Origin of the sequence: Nocardia sp. CC213A (assembly GCF_030766805.1) — a bacterium.
Lineage (GTDB): Bacteria > Actinomycetota > Actinomycetes > Mycobacteriales > Mycobacteriaceae > Nocardia > Nocardia otitidiscaviarum.
In genome coordinates this window covers 69,259-84,855 of the sequence record NZ_JASFXA010000024.1, presented here as the reverse complement: position 1 = coordinate 84,855, position 15,597 = coordinate 69,259, and the positions used below count along the sequence as shown (strand labels likewise).

Annotated in this window: 16 protein-coding genes and 1 pseudogene; 14 read left to right on the top strand and 3 right to left on the bottom strand. The window is 67.4% G+C overall.

Annotated elements, in window-relative coordinates:
- Positions 1-3: 3 nt before the first annotated feature.
- Together QJS31_RS32390 and QJS31_RS32385 are read right to left on the bottom strand one after the other, a co-directional pair.
- On the bottom strand, positions 4-213 hold the full coding sequence (locus QJS31_RS32390) for a CGNR zinc finger domain-containing protein (protein WP_282783713.1): 210 nt from the start codon (positions 211-213) through the stop codon (positions 4-6).
- Positions 214-393: 180 nt separating this feature from the next.
- Entirely contained in the window at positions 394-870 is a 477-nt protein-coding gene (locus tag QJS31_RS32385) for a MarR family winged helix-turn-helix transcriptional regulator (RefSeq protein ID WP_282783715.1), read from the bottom strand.
- A 78-nt stretch (positions 871-948) separates the two neighbouring features.
- Between QJS31_RS32385 and QJS31_RS32380 the strand changes: the two genes are divergently transcribed.
- Positions 949-1,470 carry a DUF1772 domain-containing protein gene (locus QJS31_RS32380; protein WP_282783717.1) on the top strand — a complete coding sequence of 174 codons (522 nt, stop codon included), beginning with the start codon at positions 949-951 and terminating at the stop codon, positions 1,468-1,470.
- Positions 1,471-1,949: 479 nt separating this feature from the next.
- Complete coding sequence (locus QJS31_RS32375; RefSeq protein ID WP_306358513.1) at positions 1,950-3,266, top strand: hypothetical protein; 1,317 nt, start codon at positions 1,950-1,952, stop codon at positions 3,264-3,266.
- Positions 3,267-3,466: 200 nt separating this feature from the next.
- Here the strand turns inward: QJS31_RS32375 and QJS31_RS32370 are convergent, their stop codons facing one another.
- Positions 3,467-3,895 (bottom strand): CBS domain-containing protein, encoded by a 429-nt coding sequence (locus QJS31_RS32370; RefSeq protein WP_282784884.1) that lies wholly within the window; start codon positions 3,893-3,895, stop codon positions 3,467-3,469.
- A gap of 207 nt (positions 3,896-4,102) precedes the next feature.
- On the opposite strand from QJS31_RS32370, the gene QJS31_RS32365 reads away from it, so the two are divergent.
- The 12 genes and pseudogenes from QJS31_RS32365 to nuoK all read left to right on the top strand — a co-directional run bounded on the left by QJS31_RS32365 (position 4,103) and on the right by nuoK (position 15,596).
- Positions 4,103-4,522, top strand: a complete 420-nt coding sequence (locus QJS31_RS32365) for a hypothetical protein (RefSeq protein WP_282784882.1) — start codon at positions 4,103-4,105, stop codon at positions 4,520-4,522.
- A gap of 381 nt (positions 4,523-4,903) precedes the next feature.
- Entirely contained in the window at positions 4,904-5,284 is a 381-nt protein-coding gene (locus QJS31_RS32360) for an NADH-quinone oxidoreductase subunit A (RefSeq protein WP_306358512.1), read from the top strand.
- A gap of 106 nt (positions 5,285-5,390) precedes the next feature.
- Positions 5,391-5,945, top strand: a complete 555-nt coding sequence (locus tag QJS31_RS32355; protein ID WP_029927522.1) for an NADH-quinone oxidoreductase subunit B family protein — start codon at positions 5,391-5,393, stop codon at positions 5,943-5,945.
- Positions 5,942-6,775 (top strand): NADH-quinone oxidoreductase subunit C, encoded by an 834-nt coding sequence (locus tag QJS31_RS32350; protein ID WP_372341744.1) that lies wholly within the window; start codon positions 5,942-5,944, stop codon positions 6,773-6,775. The genes QJS31_RS32355 and QJS31_RS32350 overlap by 4 nt, the downstream gene beginning before the upstream one ends.
- Positions 6,775-8,133, top strand: a complete 1,359-nt coding sequence (gene nuoD / locus QJS31_RS32345; protein WP_282784878.1) for an NADH dehydrogenase (quinone) subunit D — start codon at positions 6,775-6,777, stop codon at positions 8,131-8,133. Before QJS31_RS32350 ends, nuoD begins: the two co-directional genes overlap by 1 nt.
- Positions 8,130-8,825, top strand: a complete 696-nt coding sequence (gene nuoE / locus QJS31_RS32340; RefSeq protein WP_282784876.1) for an NADH-quinone oxidoreductase subunit NuoE — start codon at positions 8,130-8,132, stop codon at positions 8,823-8,825. The genes nuoD and nuoE overlap by 4 nt, the downstream gene beginning before the upstream one ends.
- Positions 8,822-10,147 carry an NADH-quinone oxidoreductase subunit NuoF gene (gene nuoF / locus QJS31_RS32335; RefSeq protein WP_282784874.1) on the top strand — a complete coding sequence of 442 codons (1,326 nt, stop codon included), beginning with the start codon at positions 8,822-8,824 and terminating at the stop codon, positions 10,145-10,147. Before nuoE ends, nuoF begins: the two co-directional genes overlap by 4 nt.
- The gene (locus QJS31_RS32330; RefSeq protein WP_306358511.1) at positions 10,144-12,606 is read left to right on the top strand and encodes an NADH-quinone oxidoreductase subunit G; all 2,463 of its coding nucleotides are present in this window, start codon (positions 10,144-10,146) and stop codon (positions 12,604-12,606) included. Before nuoF ends, QJS31_RS32330 begins: the two co-directional genes overlap by 4 nt.
- A gap of 10 nt (positions 12,607-12,616) precedes the next feature.
- Positions 12,617-13,879 (top strand): annotated as a pseudogene (gene nuoH / locus QJS31_RS32325) (NADH-quinone oxidoreductase subunit NuoH); the annotation flags it as partial.
- Positions 13,874-14,470, top strand: coding sequence for an NADH-quinone oxidoreductase subunit NuoI (nuoI, locus tag QJS31_RS32320; protein WP_280353917.1), 597 nt, complete (start codon positions 13,874-13,876; stop codon positions 14,468-14,470). The pseudogene nuoH and the gene nuoI, both read left to right, overlap by 6 nt.
- On the top strand, positions 14,467-15,300 hold the full coding sequence (locus QJS31_RS32315) for an NADH-quinone oxidoreductase subunit J (protein ID WP_306358510.1): 834 nt from the start codon (positions 14,467-14,469) through the stop codon (positions 15,298-15,300). The genes nuoI and QJS31_RS32315 overlap by 4 nt, the downstream gene beginning before the upstream one ends.
- Positions 15,297-15,596 carry an NADH-quinone oxidoreductase subunit NuoK gene (nuoK, locus tag QJS31_RS32310; protein WP_029927508.1) on the top strand — a complete coding sequence of 100 codons (300 nt, stop codon included), beginning with the start codon at positions 15,297-15,299 and terminating at the stop codon, positions 15,594-15,596. The genes QJS31_RS32315 and nuoK overlap by 4 nt, the downstream gene beginning before the upstream one ends.
- Position 15,597: the final 1 nt, after the last annotated feature.

The window sequence follows — 15,597 nt, the reverse complement described above, 5'->3', positions numbered from 1 at the left end:
TCATCAGACCTGATCGGCGGCGCGGCGGGCACGCATCGCCCGGACCCGTCCCCGGCTCGCGCATGCCGGGGACGGGTACCAGCGGCGGCGACCTGCGCCGTCGATGAACACGCCCCGGCAATCATGGTCCGGGCAGACCTTCAGCGCGGCACGTTCGATACCGGTCAGATAGTCGACGGCTCGGCGTGCGATGCGGGCGAGCGCGTCGACCACGGTCGCGGGGGTTCGCGCCGCAACCGATCGGCGACGACGAGGCGCACCGCGTCATCGTACCCGGCAAGGAATGCGCTCGGGTCGGTGACCGCGTCGTGTGGGGGTGCTGTGCCGTCGATGGTGGCCAGCACCAGGACACGCAGTGTCTCCCACAGCCGGATCGCAACTCCCGCTGGTCACTCACCGCCCGTCGCGCAGCTCCGCGATCGCTTCCGCCGCTGCCTCGTTCACGTCGGCCAGCATGTCGCGCAGCAGACGCAGTTCGGCGTCGCCGTACTCGGCCAGCCGAGCCCCGACCGCCGCGCCCATGCCCTGGAACAGCGGTGAGACCAGCTCGGCCGCGCGGGCGGCGTCCAGTTCCACCAGGACGCGGCGGCGGTCGGTGGTGTCGCGGCGACGGTGGACATAGCCCGCGGTCTCCAGGCGGTCGAGCATGGCGGTCACCGCGCCGCCGCGGGTGATGCCGATGCGGGCGGCCAATTCGCCGGGGGTGCGCGGGCCTTCGAGGCTGAGTACGTTCAGGCAGCTCAGGTCGGCAGCGGTGATGCCGAGGCGGGCGGCGACCGCGGTGTGGAAGGTGACCGTGCGGACGGCCTGGATCCGGAACTCGGCCTGTAGCGAGTTCAGGGCCGAACTCCGGGTGTTCCCGGATCCCATAGCGTGCTGCTCCTTCCTAATCTCTCTATTGCAGAGAGACTCTGATACCGAGAGTACCGGGTGAAGGGAAGTACGATCATGACGTTCAAACGCACCATCTGGCTGTGGCTGCTGGTGATCTTCGTGAGCATCCAGTTCGGCGGCGGGCTGTACGAGAAGCTCGCGGTGATACCGCTGTGGGCGGAGGCTCCGCCCGAACAGGTGCTCGCCACCATGCAAATCTCCGGATTCCACAAGGCGGGGCGCGCCTTCTGGCCGTTCGTCTCCCCGGTGGTGGCGCTGCTGTCACTGATCTGCCTGTTCGTCGCGCGCCGCGCTGCGATCCCGCTGCGGAACTGGTGGCTGGCGGGGGCCGCGATAATGACGCTGTCGTCGATCTCGACCTACGCCTACTTCGCCACCCAGATGCTGGTGTTCCAGAACGGCGGCGACGACTGGGACGCCGACCGGGTCGAATCGTTCGTCGACCTGTGGACGACTCTGAACTATCCGCGCATGGTGCTCGCCGCCGCCGGTTGGCTCTGCCTGCTGCGCGCGCTGTCGCTGTCCGGTGTCGCGGGAGCCGGGGACCGGCGACCGCTCTCGGCCACCGCCGCATGACGCAATATCGCCAACTCGAGATTCGCAGGTTTCGCAGACACGTTTCGATGGAACCTTTGAACTATCGCATCACTGATCGCGGGGCGGCGCGTTCATCGAGGCATTCGTGTCACGTGACGGGCGATGCGTACTCGAGCGTCCGTAGAAGGAGGACACGGTGCGAGAATTGGTGTTGGATCCTGGGCCCAATGGGCAGGCGCACGACAACTGGAATGAAGCCATGAATGCCGATGACGACGGGCAGGAATCGTTGAGGCGGGTCAACCGCCTGTAACGTCCGTCTGCAATCGCATAATCGAATACGGAAACGCCCCCGGAGAAATCCGGGGGCGTTGTTTGCGCCCGCAAGTCCATTGCGGATATCCCGAATGCGCAATGGCATCGAGTGCACGCTACGGTACACGCCGACCTGCGCCGCTCAGGTGACCCTGGGCACAGTGCCGGTATCGGCGCCCGTTCGTGGTGGAGATCGTGTACAAGTGGCGGATGCAGAACCGTCCGGGCGAGCATGGATTGTTCAGGTCGGCCGTGGGGCAGGTCGTCTAGAGATGTTGGGTAGTCGGATTGCCCGTGCTCTCGCTGATGGTCGCGACGAGATCCTTGACAAGCTACCCCGGCTGGCCGATGTTGCCGCCGTCAACCCTCTTCGGCGGGTCAGCAATGGTCTACGCGGTGCGGCTCGCTCCATCACTGGCGCCGACGCCGACGGGATGTGGTCGGTACGACGCGAAAGCGGCCACTGGGCCGTAGCCGCCCAACGCTCGACACCCGAACATATCCTCGGACGCGGCAACGCCGGATTCGTCGCCGCGCGCGCCGACTACACCACTAGAGCGCAGCGCCGGCTCTACGCTGACCCTCGGGCGGCTGCCGAGATCGGGCGTGAATTCCGCTACGACCTGCATCAGGCCTATCTTCATACCCGCACGCACCGGTCGCCCGAGAAGGCCGCGGAACGAGAGCGCGAGGCCCACTACGAAGCTGTCCGTGGGTGGTTCGCGGTGACCCACGGATTCCGGATGGACCTGGTCATACGCAGCGCCCTGAGTACCGCTCGCGGTCGTGCCGCCCGTGGGCAACCGGTGGCGCCCTTGCCGGCGGGTGGGAACGCTGGCACCGCCGCGCACAGCGTCGAGGGGTTGGAGGACGCCGTGGCGGAACTGCTGAGGAAGGACGCCGATGAGTTCTGGGACCAGACCCGCCCGGGCGGCCGGTACGCGGAGTTTCAGGCCGAATGGCTACGTTCCGCGGTTTTTGACGAGCATGTGAAAGACCGCTGGTACGCCGACTTCGAGCGGGCCATAACGGCCAGCGGACGTACTCAGTACGCGAGCAGGGACAAATTTTTCGGCGGCATGGAAGCGTTCGACAACAGAGACAAGCTGGACTCGAGCCTGAAGGAGCAGGCCGAACAGTCTGCGAGAATGGCCGCGCTGTTCGAATATGCCGACCCCTCGCTGTCACCGGCGAGCAAACTGGATCTGTTCCAACGCTCGATCCCCGCACTGGCTGAATGGACGATGCTACCCAAATCCGCGTTCCAGAGATTCGCTGGCCCATTCATGCACGAACTCTCCACGGGGGCATCGAAGTCCGAGACCATGCGCGCCACAGCCCGCACCGCACTGAACCTCGCGCCCGATGACCCTGTACGCCCGCTCGAACCCCGAGGACTGACCTCGATCGGGCATTGCCCCGCGCCCAACCTCACCTCAGCGGACGGCACACCCGCTGGTGCCGCGGTCCTTGAACTCGCCGCGTTAGTGGCACCGGAGACCCTGTGGCGACCCCGCTGAACAACTCCGCACACGATCGGCGACGCCGATCTCGGCCAGTGCCAGCCCGAGATCGGCAGGTTTCGCTCACATTCACTGCAATTGCACAATCGAATACGGAAACGCCCCCGGAGAAATCCGGGGCGTTCCTTGCATCCGCAGATCTATTGGGGATATCACGACCACGCAATGGCATTGAGTGCATACATGCGCGCGCTGTCTCATCCGTGCAGGTACTGCACCAGGTGTTCGCGCTCGGTCTCCAGTTCGGCGATCTGGCTCTTCACCACGTCGCCGATGCTGACGATGCCGATCATGCGGCCGTCGCGCACCACGGGTAGGTGGCGGATGCGGTGCTCGGTCATCCGGGCATTGAGGGTTTCGACGCGGTCCTCCGGAGAGCAGGTGTGCACGACGTCGGTCATGATTTCCGAGACCGGCTGCCCGAGGACGACGGCGCCGTGTCGGTGCAGGGCACGTACCACGTCGCGCTCGGAGACGATGCCGACCATATAGGACGCATCCGGCGAAACCACCACCGCGCCAACATTGTTGGTAGCGAGGATTTCCAGCAGTGCGTGCACCGTGGCATCGGGTGCGATCGTGACTACATCGGAACCTTTCCTGCGCAGGATCTCGGAAATTCGCATACTGTCCACCACCCAGTGAATTCGACGTCGATGCCTCCAGGATCTCGCGATTCACCGCCCGTGACCAGCAACGATTGCGATTCGACCGTTAATGCGGATGTTGAACGAACCGGGCGGGACTCAAGGTGTCCGTGTTGCGAAGATTCTGCGGCGACGCGCGGACCGAAAGCGCGAAGCTGCCGCGCGGAGCCACCCCCGGCACGTACCATGCCGAACGTGGCCGAAGCGAAACGTCCCGCCGCGCTGCGGGTGCTCGTGTACAGCAACGACGCCGACACCCGGAGCCAGATCATGCTGGCCCTGGGTCGAAAGCCGCGTCCCGAACTGGAGCAGTTCGACTACCTCGAGGTGGCGACCGCTCCGGTGGTGATCGAGCGCCTGGACGCCGGTGAGGTCGACATCGCCATCCTGGACGGTGAGGCGCAGCCCGCCGGTGGACTCGGATTGGCGAAACAGCTCAAGGATGAGATCGCCGACTGTCCACCACTGGTTGTGATCACCGGTCGCCCGGACGATGTCTGGCTGGCGAACTGGTCGCGCGCGGACGCGGCGGTCTCGCATCCGATCGATCCGATCCGACTCACCGACGCCGTTGTCGGGGTACTGCGCAACCGGACGGCGGCGTAACCCACCCCGTCACGTGACGTTCGCCCATTGCGTCCGATTGGTCATGAATGGGCGTTCCGAATTCGATCAAACGCCGCGCCGAAAATTGCTGCATCCCGACGTCCGAGTTGTAGGCTGTGCCGTAGCTCACAGGGATGCGAGCCGAGGTATCAGTCCGATTCGGTATTAATCCGCCGTGCCAGATCCCGACCGCCCGCATCCTCGACGAGTGCCTGAGGGGCGAGACTGGCCCGGCATGACGACGATGTCAGCCCGCCTCGGCAGCATGCCGTCCGAATGCGTCCAGCTCGCGCGCGGCGACCGGGTCAACCCGTAGGCGGCAGCCTGCGTAACCACGAAGGCCCGCGGTCGCCGCCAGGTAGGAGGAGGGGTAGTGCGGTTGTGAATATCGAGGTGCCGACTCTTGTTCTCGGTGCGGTCGCCGCGGCGTTCGCACTGTTCTCGCTAGCTCTCGCGGCCCTCATCGGCCCCAAGCGCTACAACCGGGCCAAGCTCGAACCCTACGAGTGCGGTATCGAACCGACGCCGCACGCCGTCGCCGGCGGCCCGGGGAACGCTGCTGGACAACGCTTTCCGGTGAAGTACTACCTCACCGCGATGCTGTTCATCATCTTCGACATCGAGATCGTGTTCCTGTACCCGTGGGCGGTGCACTTCGACTCGCTCGGCCTGTTCGGCCTGGCGGCGATGGCGCTGTTCATCTTCAACGTCTCGGTGGCCTACGCCTACGAGTGGCGGCGCGGCGGACTCAGTTGGGACTGATTCGCGTGCGACAGGGCTGAATCGAACGACGGCTACCGGGAATTCCGATCAGCGCCGGTGCGCCCGCATGCGGGTCCGGCGCGAGAAGTCTGGAGAAGAATCCGATATGGGTCTCGAGGAAAAGCTGCCCAGCGGGTTTCTGCTGAGCACGGTCGAGGATATGGCGGGCTACCTGCGCAAGGGCTCACTGTGGCCCGCCACCTTCGGCCTGGCGTGCTGCGCGATCGAGATGATGGCCACCGGCGGCGGGCGATTCGACATCGCCCGCTTCGGCATGGAGGCGTTCCGCGCCTCGCCGCGCCAGGCCGATCTCATGATCGTCGCGGGGCGGGTCAGCCAGAAGATGGCACCCGTCCTGCGCCAGGTCTACGACCAGATGACCGAACCGAAATGGGTGCTGGCCATGGGCGTGTGCGCCTCGTCCGGCGGCATGTTCAACAACTACGCCATCGTGCAGGGCGTCGACCACGTGGTTCCGGTCGACATCTACCTGCCCGGCTGCCCCCCGCGGCCGGAGATGCTGTTGAACGCGATCCTGAAGCTGCACGAGAAGATTCAGGAGGCTCCCCTCGGCGTCAATCGCGAGGAAGCGATCAAGGCCGCCGAGGCCGCCGCCCTGGCCTCCACCCCGACCATTCAGATGAGGGGTCTACTGCGATGACCTTCGATTCACCCAGTAGGACCGAGAGTCCCCCGGAGGCGGCCGTGGACGAACGCAAGCACGGCGAATCGAACGAACCGATCGAACCACCGAGCATGGCGGGTCCGATCCAGGACGAAACCGAGAACGACAACGGTACCGAGAACGACAACGGCACAGCGGAATCCGGACCCGCACCCGATGAGATCATCGGCGTGCGGCGCGGCATGTTCGGGGTCTCCGGCACCGGCGACACCTCCGGCTACGGCCGCCTGGTGCGCACCGTCACGCTGCCCGGCGGCACCGAACCGCCCTACGGCGGCTACTTCGACGGACTCGTCGCCACCCTGCGCGCGGCGCTCGGCGCGGAGTTCGAGGCAGCCGTGGAGAAGATCGTGGTCTTCCGCGGCGAACTCACCCTGCACGTACGCCGCGAACACCTGGTCGCGGTCGCCCGCACCCTGCGCGACGATCCGGCGCTGCGGTTCGAGCTGTGCCTGGGCGTGAGCGGCGTGCACTATCCCGACGACCAGGATCGGGAGCTGCACGCGGTCTACCAGCTCAACTCCATCACCCACAATCGCCGTCTGCGGGTGGAGGTTTCGGCTCCCGACGCCGACCCGCACATCCCCTCGCTCTATGCCGTCTACCCCACCACGGACTGGCACGAGCGGGAGACCTACGACTTCTTCGGCATCCTGTTCGACGGTCATCCCTCGCTGACCCGCATCTCCATGCCCGACGACTGGCGCGGGCACCCGCAGCGCAAGGACTACCCGCTCGGCGGAATCCCGGTCGAGTACAAGGGCGCGCGCATCCCGCCGCCCGACGAGCGGAGGGCTTACTCCTGATGAACGACATCGACACCCGGCGCACAGGTTCAGGTGCGCCGGAAACACCCGTCTCACCGCACGATCCGAAGCCGGAACGCGCCGTGACGGTGGTCGGCAACGACTGGGACGAGATCTCCGCCGCGCTCGACGGTGTCGCCGAGGAGCGCATCGTGGTGAACATGGGTCCCCAGCACCCCTCCACACACGGGGTGCTGCGACTCATTCTGGAGATCGAGGGCGAGACCGTCACCGAGGCCCGGTGCGGAATCGGCTACCTGCACACCGGCATCGAGAAGAATCTCGAGTACCGGCCGTGGGTGCAGGGCGTCACCTTCGTCACCCGCATGGACTACCTGTCGCCGTTCTTCAACGAGACCGCGTACTGCCTGGCGCTGGAGAAGCTGCTCGACATCACCGACGACATTCCCGAGCGCGCCAGCGTCGTGCGGGTCATGCTCATGGAGCTCAACCGCATCTCCTCGCATCTGGTGGCCCTCGCGACCGGTGGCATGGAGTTGGGAGCGCTCACCCCGATGCTTTTCGGCTTCCGAGAGCGCGAACTCATCCTCGATGTGTTCGAGACGATCACCGGTCTGCGGATGAACCACGCCTACATCCGCCCCGGCGGCCTGGCGCAGGATCTGCCGGAAGACGGCGTCACCAAGGTGCGCGAACTGCTGGCCATCATGCCGAAACGCCTGCGGGATCTGGAACTGCTGCTCAACGAGAACCCGATCTGGAAGGCCCGCACCCGCAATGTCGGGTATCTGGATCTCACCGGCTGCATGGCGCTGGGCATCACCGGTCCGGTGCTGCGCTCGACCGGCCTGCCGCACGATCTGCGCAAGTCCCAGCCGTACTGCGGCTACGAGGACTACGAATTCGATGTCATGACCGATACCGGCTGTGACTGCTACGGGCGCTACCTGATTCGCGTCAACGAGATGAAGGAATCGCTCAAGATCGTCGAGCAGTGCCTGGACAAGCTGCGGCCCGGCCCGGTGATGGTGAGCGACAAGAAGGTGGCCTGGCCCGCGGATCTGGCGCTGGGTCCGGACGGACTCGGCAACTCGCCGCAGCACATCGGCAAGATCATGGGCACCTCCATGGAGGCGCTGATCCACCACTTCAAGATCGTGACCGAGGGTATCCGGGTGCCGGCCGGACAGGTCTACACGGCGGTGGAATCCCCGCGCGGCGAACTCGGCGTGCACATGGTCAGCGATGGCGGCACCCGCCCGTACCGGGTGCACTACCGCGATCCCTCCTTCACGAATCTGCAAGCGGTGGCGGCGATGTGCGAGGGCGGCATGGTCGCCGACGTCATCGCCTCGGTGGCGAGTATCGACCCGGTGATGGGAGGGGTGGACCGATGACCGAGATCTTGCTGAACCTGACCACCAGGCCGATTCCCTACCCGCAACAGGTGCACGACCGCCTGGAGGTGGAGGCTCGCGAGATCATCGCGCGCTACCCGCATCCGCGCTCCGCGCTGCTGCCGCTGCTGCACCTGGTGCAGTCGGTGGAGGGCTACGTCTCCGGCACCGGCATCGAATTCTGCGCCGGGCAGCTGGGTTTGACCGATGCCGAGGTGACCGCGGTCGCCACCTTCTACTCGATGTACCGGCGCACACCCACCGGCGACTACCACGTGGGCGTGTGCACCAATACGCTGTGCGCGGTCATGGGCGGCGACGAGATCCTCGCGACGCTGAAGGAGCATCTGGGAATCCGGCACGGCGAGACCACCGCCGACGGCGCGGTCACGCTCGAGCACATCGAGTGCAACGCGGCCTGCGACTACGCGCCCGTCATGATGGTGAACTGGGAGTTCTTCGACAACCAGACGCCGGAATCGGCACGGGCGCTGGTCGACGCGCTGCGGCGTGGCGAGCAGGTCACCGGCACCCGCAGCGGCGCACCGCTGTGCACCTTCCGCGAAACCGCCCGCATCCTCGCCGGCTATCCGGATCAGCGCCCCGGCGCGAACGACGGCGCGCCCGGACCGGCAACCCTCGCGGGTGTGCATGCGGTGCAAGAAAATCCGACCGACGGAGGCGCTCAGTGACGACATTGACGCCGGTGCTCACCCGGCACTGGGCCGAGCCCGAGTCGTGGACCCTGAAGTCCTATCGCCGCCAGGAGGGCTACCGGGCCCTGCCCAAGGCGCTGAAGATGCACCCGGACGAGGTCATCGCCACCGTCAAGGACGCGGGGCTGCGCGGCCGCGGCGGCGCGGGCTTCCCCACCGGCATGAAGTGGGGCTTCATCCCGCAGGGCCCCGGCCCGGACGGCATCGAGAAGCCGCACTACCTGGTCGTCAACGCCGACGAGTCGGAACCGGGCACCTGCAAGGACATTCCGCTCATGATGGCCAGCCCGCACCTGCTGGTCGAAGGCGTCATCATCGCCGCCTACGCGATTCGCGCCTCGCACGCCTTCATCTATCTGCGCGGTGAGGTACTGCCGGTACTGCGGCGCCTGCAGACCGCCGTGGCGGAGGCGTACGCGGCGGGCTATGTCGGCCGCAATATTCTCGGCTCGGGTTACGACCTGGAGATCGTCGTGCACGCCGGAGCGGGCGCGTACATCTGTGGTGAGGAGACCGCGCTGCTGGACTCCCTGGAGGGTCGGCGCGGGCAGCCGCGTCTACGCCCGCCGTTCCCCGCGGTGGCCGGGCTCTACGCCTGCCCGACGGTGGTCAACAACGTGGAGTCCATCGCGTCGGTGCCCGGTATCCTCGCCCGTGGCGTCGAGTGGTTCCGGTCCTTCGGCACCGAGAAATCGCCGGGCACCACCATCTACTCGCTCTCCGGTCACGTGACGCGACCGGGGCAGTATGAAGCGCCCCTGGGAATCACCCTGCGGGAGTTGCTGTCCTACGCGGGCGGCGTCCGTGCGGGCCACACGCTGAAATTCTGGACACCCGGCGGTTCCTCCACTCCCCTGTTCACCGCCGAACACCTCGACGTCGCACTGGATTACGAGGGTGTCGCCGCCGCGGGCTCCATGCTCGGCACCAAGGCGCTGCAGATCTTCGACGACACCACCTGCGTGGTGCGGGCGGTGCTGCGCTGGACCGAGTTCTACGCCCACGAATCCTGCGGAAAGTGCACACCGTGCCGCGAGGGCACGTATTGGCTGGTGCAGCTGCTGCAACGCCTGGAAAGCGGGCAGGGGCACAGCACCGATCTGGACAAGCTGGCCGATATCGCCGACAACATCAACGGCAAATCCTTCTGCGCCCTCGGCGACGGCGCCGCCAGCCCCATCGTCTCCTCGCTGCAGTACTTCCGCGACGAATACGCCGACCACATCCGGTACGGCGCATGTCCTTTCGACCCGTCCCGGACCACCGTCTGGGCGGATACGGCTGAAGGAGCGCGATGACCGCGACAGTCAGCAGCAACGACAGCGACACCGCACCCGCCGATCTGGTGAGCGTCACCATCGACGGCACCACCGTCAGCGTGCCCGCGGGCACCCTGGTGATCCGGGCGGCCGAGCTGATCGGCATTCAGATCCCGCGCTTCTGCGACCACCCGCTGCTCGAGCCGGTGGGCGCGTGCCGCCAGTGCATCGTCGAGGTGGAGGGACAGCGCAAACCCGTCGCCTCCTGCACCATGGCGGTCGCCGACGGCATGGTGGTGCACACGCAGCTCTCCTCGCCGGTGGCCGCCAAGGCACAGGAGGGCGTGATGGAGCTGCTGCTCATCAACCACCCGCTGGACTGCCCGGTCTGCGACAAGGGCGGCGAATGCCCGTTGCAGAACCAGGCCATGTCCAACGGCCGCGCGGAGTCCCGCTTCGAAGGCGAGAAGCGCACCTACCCCAAGCCGATTCCGCTGTCCTCGGCCATTCTGCTGGACCGGGAGCGGTGTGTGCTCTGCGCCCGCTGCACCCGCTTCGCCCAGCAGGTGGCCGGTGACCCGTTCATCGAACTCATGGAGCGCGGTGCGCTGGAGCAGGTCGGCATCGCCCAGGGCGAGAGCTTCGACTCCTACTTCTCCGGTAACACCGTGCAGATCTGCCCGGTGGGCGCGCTCACCGGCAGCACCTACCGGTTCCGTGCGCGACCCTTCGACCTGGTCTCGAGCCCGGCGGTGTGCGAGCACTGCGCCTCCGGCTGCGCCCAGCGCACCGACCATCGGCGCGGCAAGGTCATGCGTCGCCTGGCCGGTGACGATCCGCAGGTGAACGAGGAATGGAACTGCGACAAGGGCCGTTTCGCCTTCCAGTACGCCACCGAACGGGACCGGCTCACCACCCCGATGGTGCGCGGCTGGGACGGTCGGCTCGCCCCCGCCTCCTGGTCGGAGGCGCTGGCCGCCGCGGCCGCCGGCATGGCCGGGGCGCACGGCAATGCGGCGGTGCTGGTGGGCGGACGCGTCACCCTCGAGGACGCCTACGCGTACTCGAAGTTCGCGCGCGTCGTGCTGGGCACCAATGACATCGACTTCCGCTCCCGCGACCACTCCGCCGAGGAAGCCGACTTCCTGGCGGCCCGCGTCGCCGGACAGGGCATCAGCGTCGACTACGGTGCGCTGGAGCAGGCTCCGGCGGTGCTGCTGGTCGGATTCGAGCCGGAAGAGGAATCGCCGATCGTGTACCTGCGGCTGCGCAAGGCTGCCCGCAAGAACGGCACGGCGGTGTTCGGCCTCGCTCCCTTCCTGACCCCGGGGCTGGAGAAGATGTCCGGCACCCTGGTGCCGGCGGCCCCCGGCGCCGAACCACACATCCTGGAGGCGCTGCGCGGCGGCGACACCGCCGGACTCGTCGATCCCGCTGTCGCACAGCGCATCACGGACCTGCTGCGGCAGCCGGGCGCGGTGATCATGGTGGGTGAGCGACTGGCCGGAGCGTCCGGTGGACTCTCCGCCGCCACCCGGCTGGCCGAGGAGACCGGGGCGGCCCTGGCCTGGGTGCCACGCCGCGCGGGCGAGCGCGGCGCGATCGAGGCCGGAGCCCTGCCGGTACTGCTGCCCGGCGGCCGACCGGTCGCCGATCCGCAGGCCCGACACGAGGTGCGCGACGCCTGGAACATCGACGACCTCCCGGCCGTCCCCGGCCGCGACACCGCCGGAATCCTCGCCGCCGCACCGACACTCGGTGCGCTGGTGGTCGGCGGAGTGGAGGTCGGCGACCTGCCCGATCCGCACGCCGCGCTGGCCGCCATCGACTCCGCCCGCTTCGTGATCAGTCTGGAACTGCGGCACAGCGATATCACCGGCCGCGCCGACGTGGTGTTCCCCGTGGCCTCCGCCATGGAGAAGGCCGGTACCTTCCTCACCTGGGAGGGCCGCCACCGGCCGTTCGAGGCCGCACTGCGCGACGCCACCGTGCGCCGCGAGGCGGCCCCGCTGCCCGAGCACCGGGTGCTGAATGCCATTGCGGCGGAACTGGGTATCGATCTCGGCGTACCCGATGCCGCCCACGCCCGCGCCGAACTCGCCGATCTCGGCATCTGGTCCGGACCGGCCGCCGCGGCCCCCGTGCACCGGCCGCATCCGATACCGCAGCCCTCCTCCGGCACCGCCGTCCTGGCGGGCTGGCGCATGCTCGTCGACCGGGGTCGTCTCCAGGACGGCGAACCCAATCTGGCCGGGACCGCCCGCACCCCCGTGGTGCGCCTGTCCCCGCACACCGCCGCCGAGATCGGTGCCACCACCGGCGATCCGGTCACCGCAGGCACCGACCACGGCCACATCACCCTCCCGCTGGTGATCACCGATATGCCGGATCGCGTGGTGTGGCTGCCCATGAACTCGCCCGGGTCCGATGTGCTCGTGCAGCTCGGCACGACACCCGGCCACCTGGTGCGCATCCGACGGGAGGACCACCGTGAGTGAGCTGAGTTCGATGTGGGCGCTCGCGGGGCCCTCCGTGGTTACGCAAGCTGCCGCCTCCGGGCCTGACGCGAGCCCCCTGGGTGTCTTCGGCCACGACCCCTGGTGGCTGGTGCTGGTCAAATCCCTCGGCATCTTCGTCTTCCTGCTGCTCACCCCCATGCTGGCGGTGTACGCGGAACGGAAGATCGTGGCGTTCATGCAGATGCGCGTCGGCCCCAATCGGGTCGGCCCGCGCGGCACGCTCCAGTCCATCGCCGACGGCGTGAAGATGCTCCTCAAGGAGGACATCATCCCGGCCATCGTGGACAAGCCGATCTTCGTGCTCGCGCCGGTCATCTCGCTGATCCCGGCGGTCATGGCGTTCGCGGTGATCCCGTTCGGGCCCGAGGTCAGCATCTTCGGCGAGACCACGCAGTTGCAGCTCACCGATATGCCGGTGGCGGTGCTCTACGTGCTGGCCATGGCCTCGGTCGGCGTGTACGGAATCGTGTTGGCGGGCTGGGCGTCCGGGTCCACCTACCCGCTGCTGGGCGGGCTGCGCTCCACCGCCCAGGTGATCTCCTACGAGATCGCCATGGCGCTGTGCTTCGCGGCGGTGTTCCTGCTCGCGGGCACCATGTCCACCTCCGGCATCGTGGACGCCCAGTACGGCACCTGGTACGTCTTCCTGCTGCTGCCGTCCTTCCTCATCTACGCGGTCTCCATGGTCGGCGAGACCAACCGCGCGCCCTTCGACCTCCCCGAGGCCGAGGGCGAACTGGTGGGCGGCTTCCACACCGAGTACTCCTCGCTCAAGTTCGCCATGTTCATGATGGCCGAGTACATCAATATGGCGACGGTGTCGGCGCTGGCCACCACGCTGTTCTTCGGCGGCTGGCACGCACCGTTCCCGATCAGCCTGTGGGAGGGCGCGAACTCCGGCTGGTGGCCCATGCTGTGGTTCACCGCCAAGGTGTGGACGTTCCTGTTCGTGTTCATCTGGCTGCGCGGCACCCTGCCGCGACTGCGCTACGACCAGTTCATGAATCTGGGCTGGAAGCTGCTCATCCCGGTGTCGCTGGCCTGGGTCATGTTCGTGGCCACGCTGCGGGTGCTCCAGCTCGAGGGCATGAACGTGCAGACCCCCGGCATGGTCATCGGCGGCATCGTGGTCGCCATCGTGCTCATCGGACTGGTGCTGCGGGCCGGGCACGCGGGCGACGACCGCGCCGCCGCCGCACCCGATCCCGACGCCACCCGCATGTACTCGGACTTCCCGGTGCCGCCCATGCCGACCGATACCGGCGCCCGCGCCGCCAAACCCGGTCTACTGGAACCACTCGCCGGATTCTGGGTCACCTTCTCCACCATGTTCAAGAAGCCGAATACCGAGCTGTACCCGGAAGTGAAGGTGCCCACCGCGCCCCGCTACCACGGACGCCACCAGCTCAACCGGCATCCGGACGGCCTGGAGAAGTGCATCGGCTGCGAACTGTGCGCCTGGGCCTGCCCGGCCGACGCCATCTTCGTGGAGGGCGCGGACAATACCGAGGACGAACGCTTCTCCCCCGGCGAGCGCTACGGCCGCGTGTACCAGATCAACTATCTGCGCTGCATCGGCTGCGGTCTGTGCGTGGAGGCGTGCCCCACCCGAGCGCTCACCATGACCAACGACTACGAGCTCGCCGACGACAATCGCGCCGACCTCATCTTCGAGAAGCAGGATCTGCTCGCCCCGCTGCGGCAGGGCATGCTCGCCCCGCCGCACGCCATGTACCCGGGCGCGGACGAGGGCTCCTACTACCGGGGTGAGGTGCCCGGCGCGACAACCGAATCCGAGCCCCGCACGCCCGCGGCGGTCGGCGCGGAAGGAGAGGCGCGATGAGTGCTCTGCTCGCCCAGGCGGAACCGATCATCACCCGCACCACCACCGGTGAGGCCGTGATGTTCTGGATTCTCGCCGTCGTCGCGGTGGCCGGGGCGCTCGGCATGGTGTGCGCCCGCAAGGCGGTGCACTCGGCACTGTGCCTGGCCGCCACCATGATCACCCTGTCGGTGTTCTACATCGCCCAGGACGCGCTGTTCCTGGGCGTGGTGCAGATCGTCGTCTACACCGGTGCGGTCATGATGCTGTTCCTGTTCGTGCTCATGCTGGTCGGCGTGGACTCGGCCGAGTCGCTGCAGGAGACCCTGCGCGGCCACCGGATCGCCGTGATCGTGGTCGGACTCGGGTTCGGGCTGCTGCTCATGGCCGCCATCTCGCGCGGCATGAACGAGACCAGCGTGGCCGCCACCGGACCGGGACTGGGCGGGGACTACACCGTCGCCCAGCTCGCGGAACTGATCTTCGTGCGGTACGTGTGGGCCTTCGAACTCACCGGCGCACTGCTGATCACGGCCACCATCGGCGCGATGGTGCTGGCGCACCGGGAGAAGTTCGGGCCGCGCACCGATCAGCGCGAACTGTCCAAGCAGCGATTCCGGGACGGCACCCGGGTCACGCCGCTGCCCACGCCCGGCGTGTACGCCCGCCACAACGCCGTCGACACCCCGGCCCGGCTGCCCGACGGCTCGTTCGAGGAGCAGTCGGTCAGCACCATCCTGCGGCACCGCCGACGGCGCGCCCACAACGAAGCCGCCGCGCTCTCGGTCAGCGACGGGAACGGCAACGGCCACAACCACTCCGACAGTTCGGACGAGGAAGGCACGCGGTGAATCCGGACAACTACCTGTATCTGTCCGCACTACTGTTCACCATCGGCGCGGCCGGTGTGCTGGTGCGGCGCAACGCCATCGTGGTGTTCATGTGCATCGAGTTGATGCTCAACGCGGTGAATCTGGCCTTCGTCACCTTCGCCCGCCAGCACGGCAATCTCGACGGGCAGGTGTTCGCCTTCTTCACCATGGTGGTCGCCGCCGCCGAGGTCGTGGTGGGCCTGGCCATCATCATGACCATCTTCCGTGCCCGCCGCTCGACCTCGGTCGACGACGCGAATCTGCTGCGGTACTGAT

Coding starts and splice junctions, on each gene's coding strand:
- nuoI (WP_280353917.1), top strand. CDS start 13,874: ATGCCGACCGATACCGGCGCCCGCGCCGCCAAACCCGGTCTACTGGAA.
- QJS31_RS32315 (WP_306358510.1), top strand. CDS start 14,467: ATGAGTGCTCTGCTCGCCCAGGCGGAACCGATCATCACCCGCACCACC.
- QJS31_RS32365 (WP_282784882.1), top strand. CDS start 4,103: ATGCCGAACGTGGCCGAAGCGAAACGTCCCGCCGCGCTGCGGGTGCTC.
- nuoD (WP_282784878.1), top strand. CDS start 6,775: ATGAACGACATCGACACCCGGCGCACAGGTTCAGGTGCGCCGGAAACA.
- QJS31_RS32385 (WP_282783715.1), bottom strand. CDS start 870: ATGGGATCCGGGAACACCCGGAGTTCGGCCCTGAACTCGCTACAGGCC.
- QJS31_RS32330 (WP_306358511.1), top strand. CDS start 10,144: ATGACCGCGACAGTCAGCAGCAACGACAGCGACACCGCACCCGCCGAT.
- nuoE (WP_282784876.1), top strand. CDS start 8,130: ATGACCGAGATCTTGCTGAACCTGACCACCAGGCCGATTCCCTACCCG.
- QJS31_RS32380 (WP_282783717.1), top strand. CDS start 949: ATGACGTTCAAACGCACCATCTGGCTGTGGCTGCTGGTGATCTTCGTG.
- QJS31_RS32350 (WP_372341744.1), top strand. CDS start 5,942: ATGACCTTCGATTCACCCAGTAGGACCGAGAGTCCCCCGGAGGCGGCC.
- QJS31_RS32370 (WP_282784884.1), bottom strand. CDS start 3,895: ATGCGAATTTCCGAGATCCTGCGCAGGAAAGGTTCCGATGTAGTCACG.
- QJS31_RS32355 (WP_029927522.1), top strand. CDS start 5,391: ATGGGTCTCGAGGAAAAGCTGCCCAGCGGGTTTCTGCTGAGCACGGTC.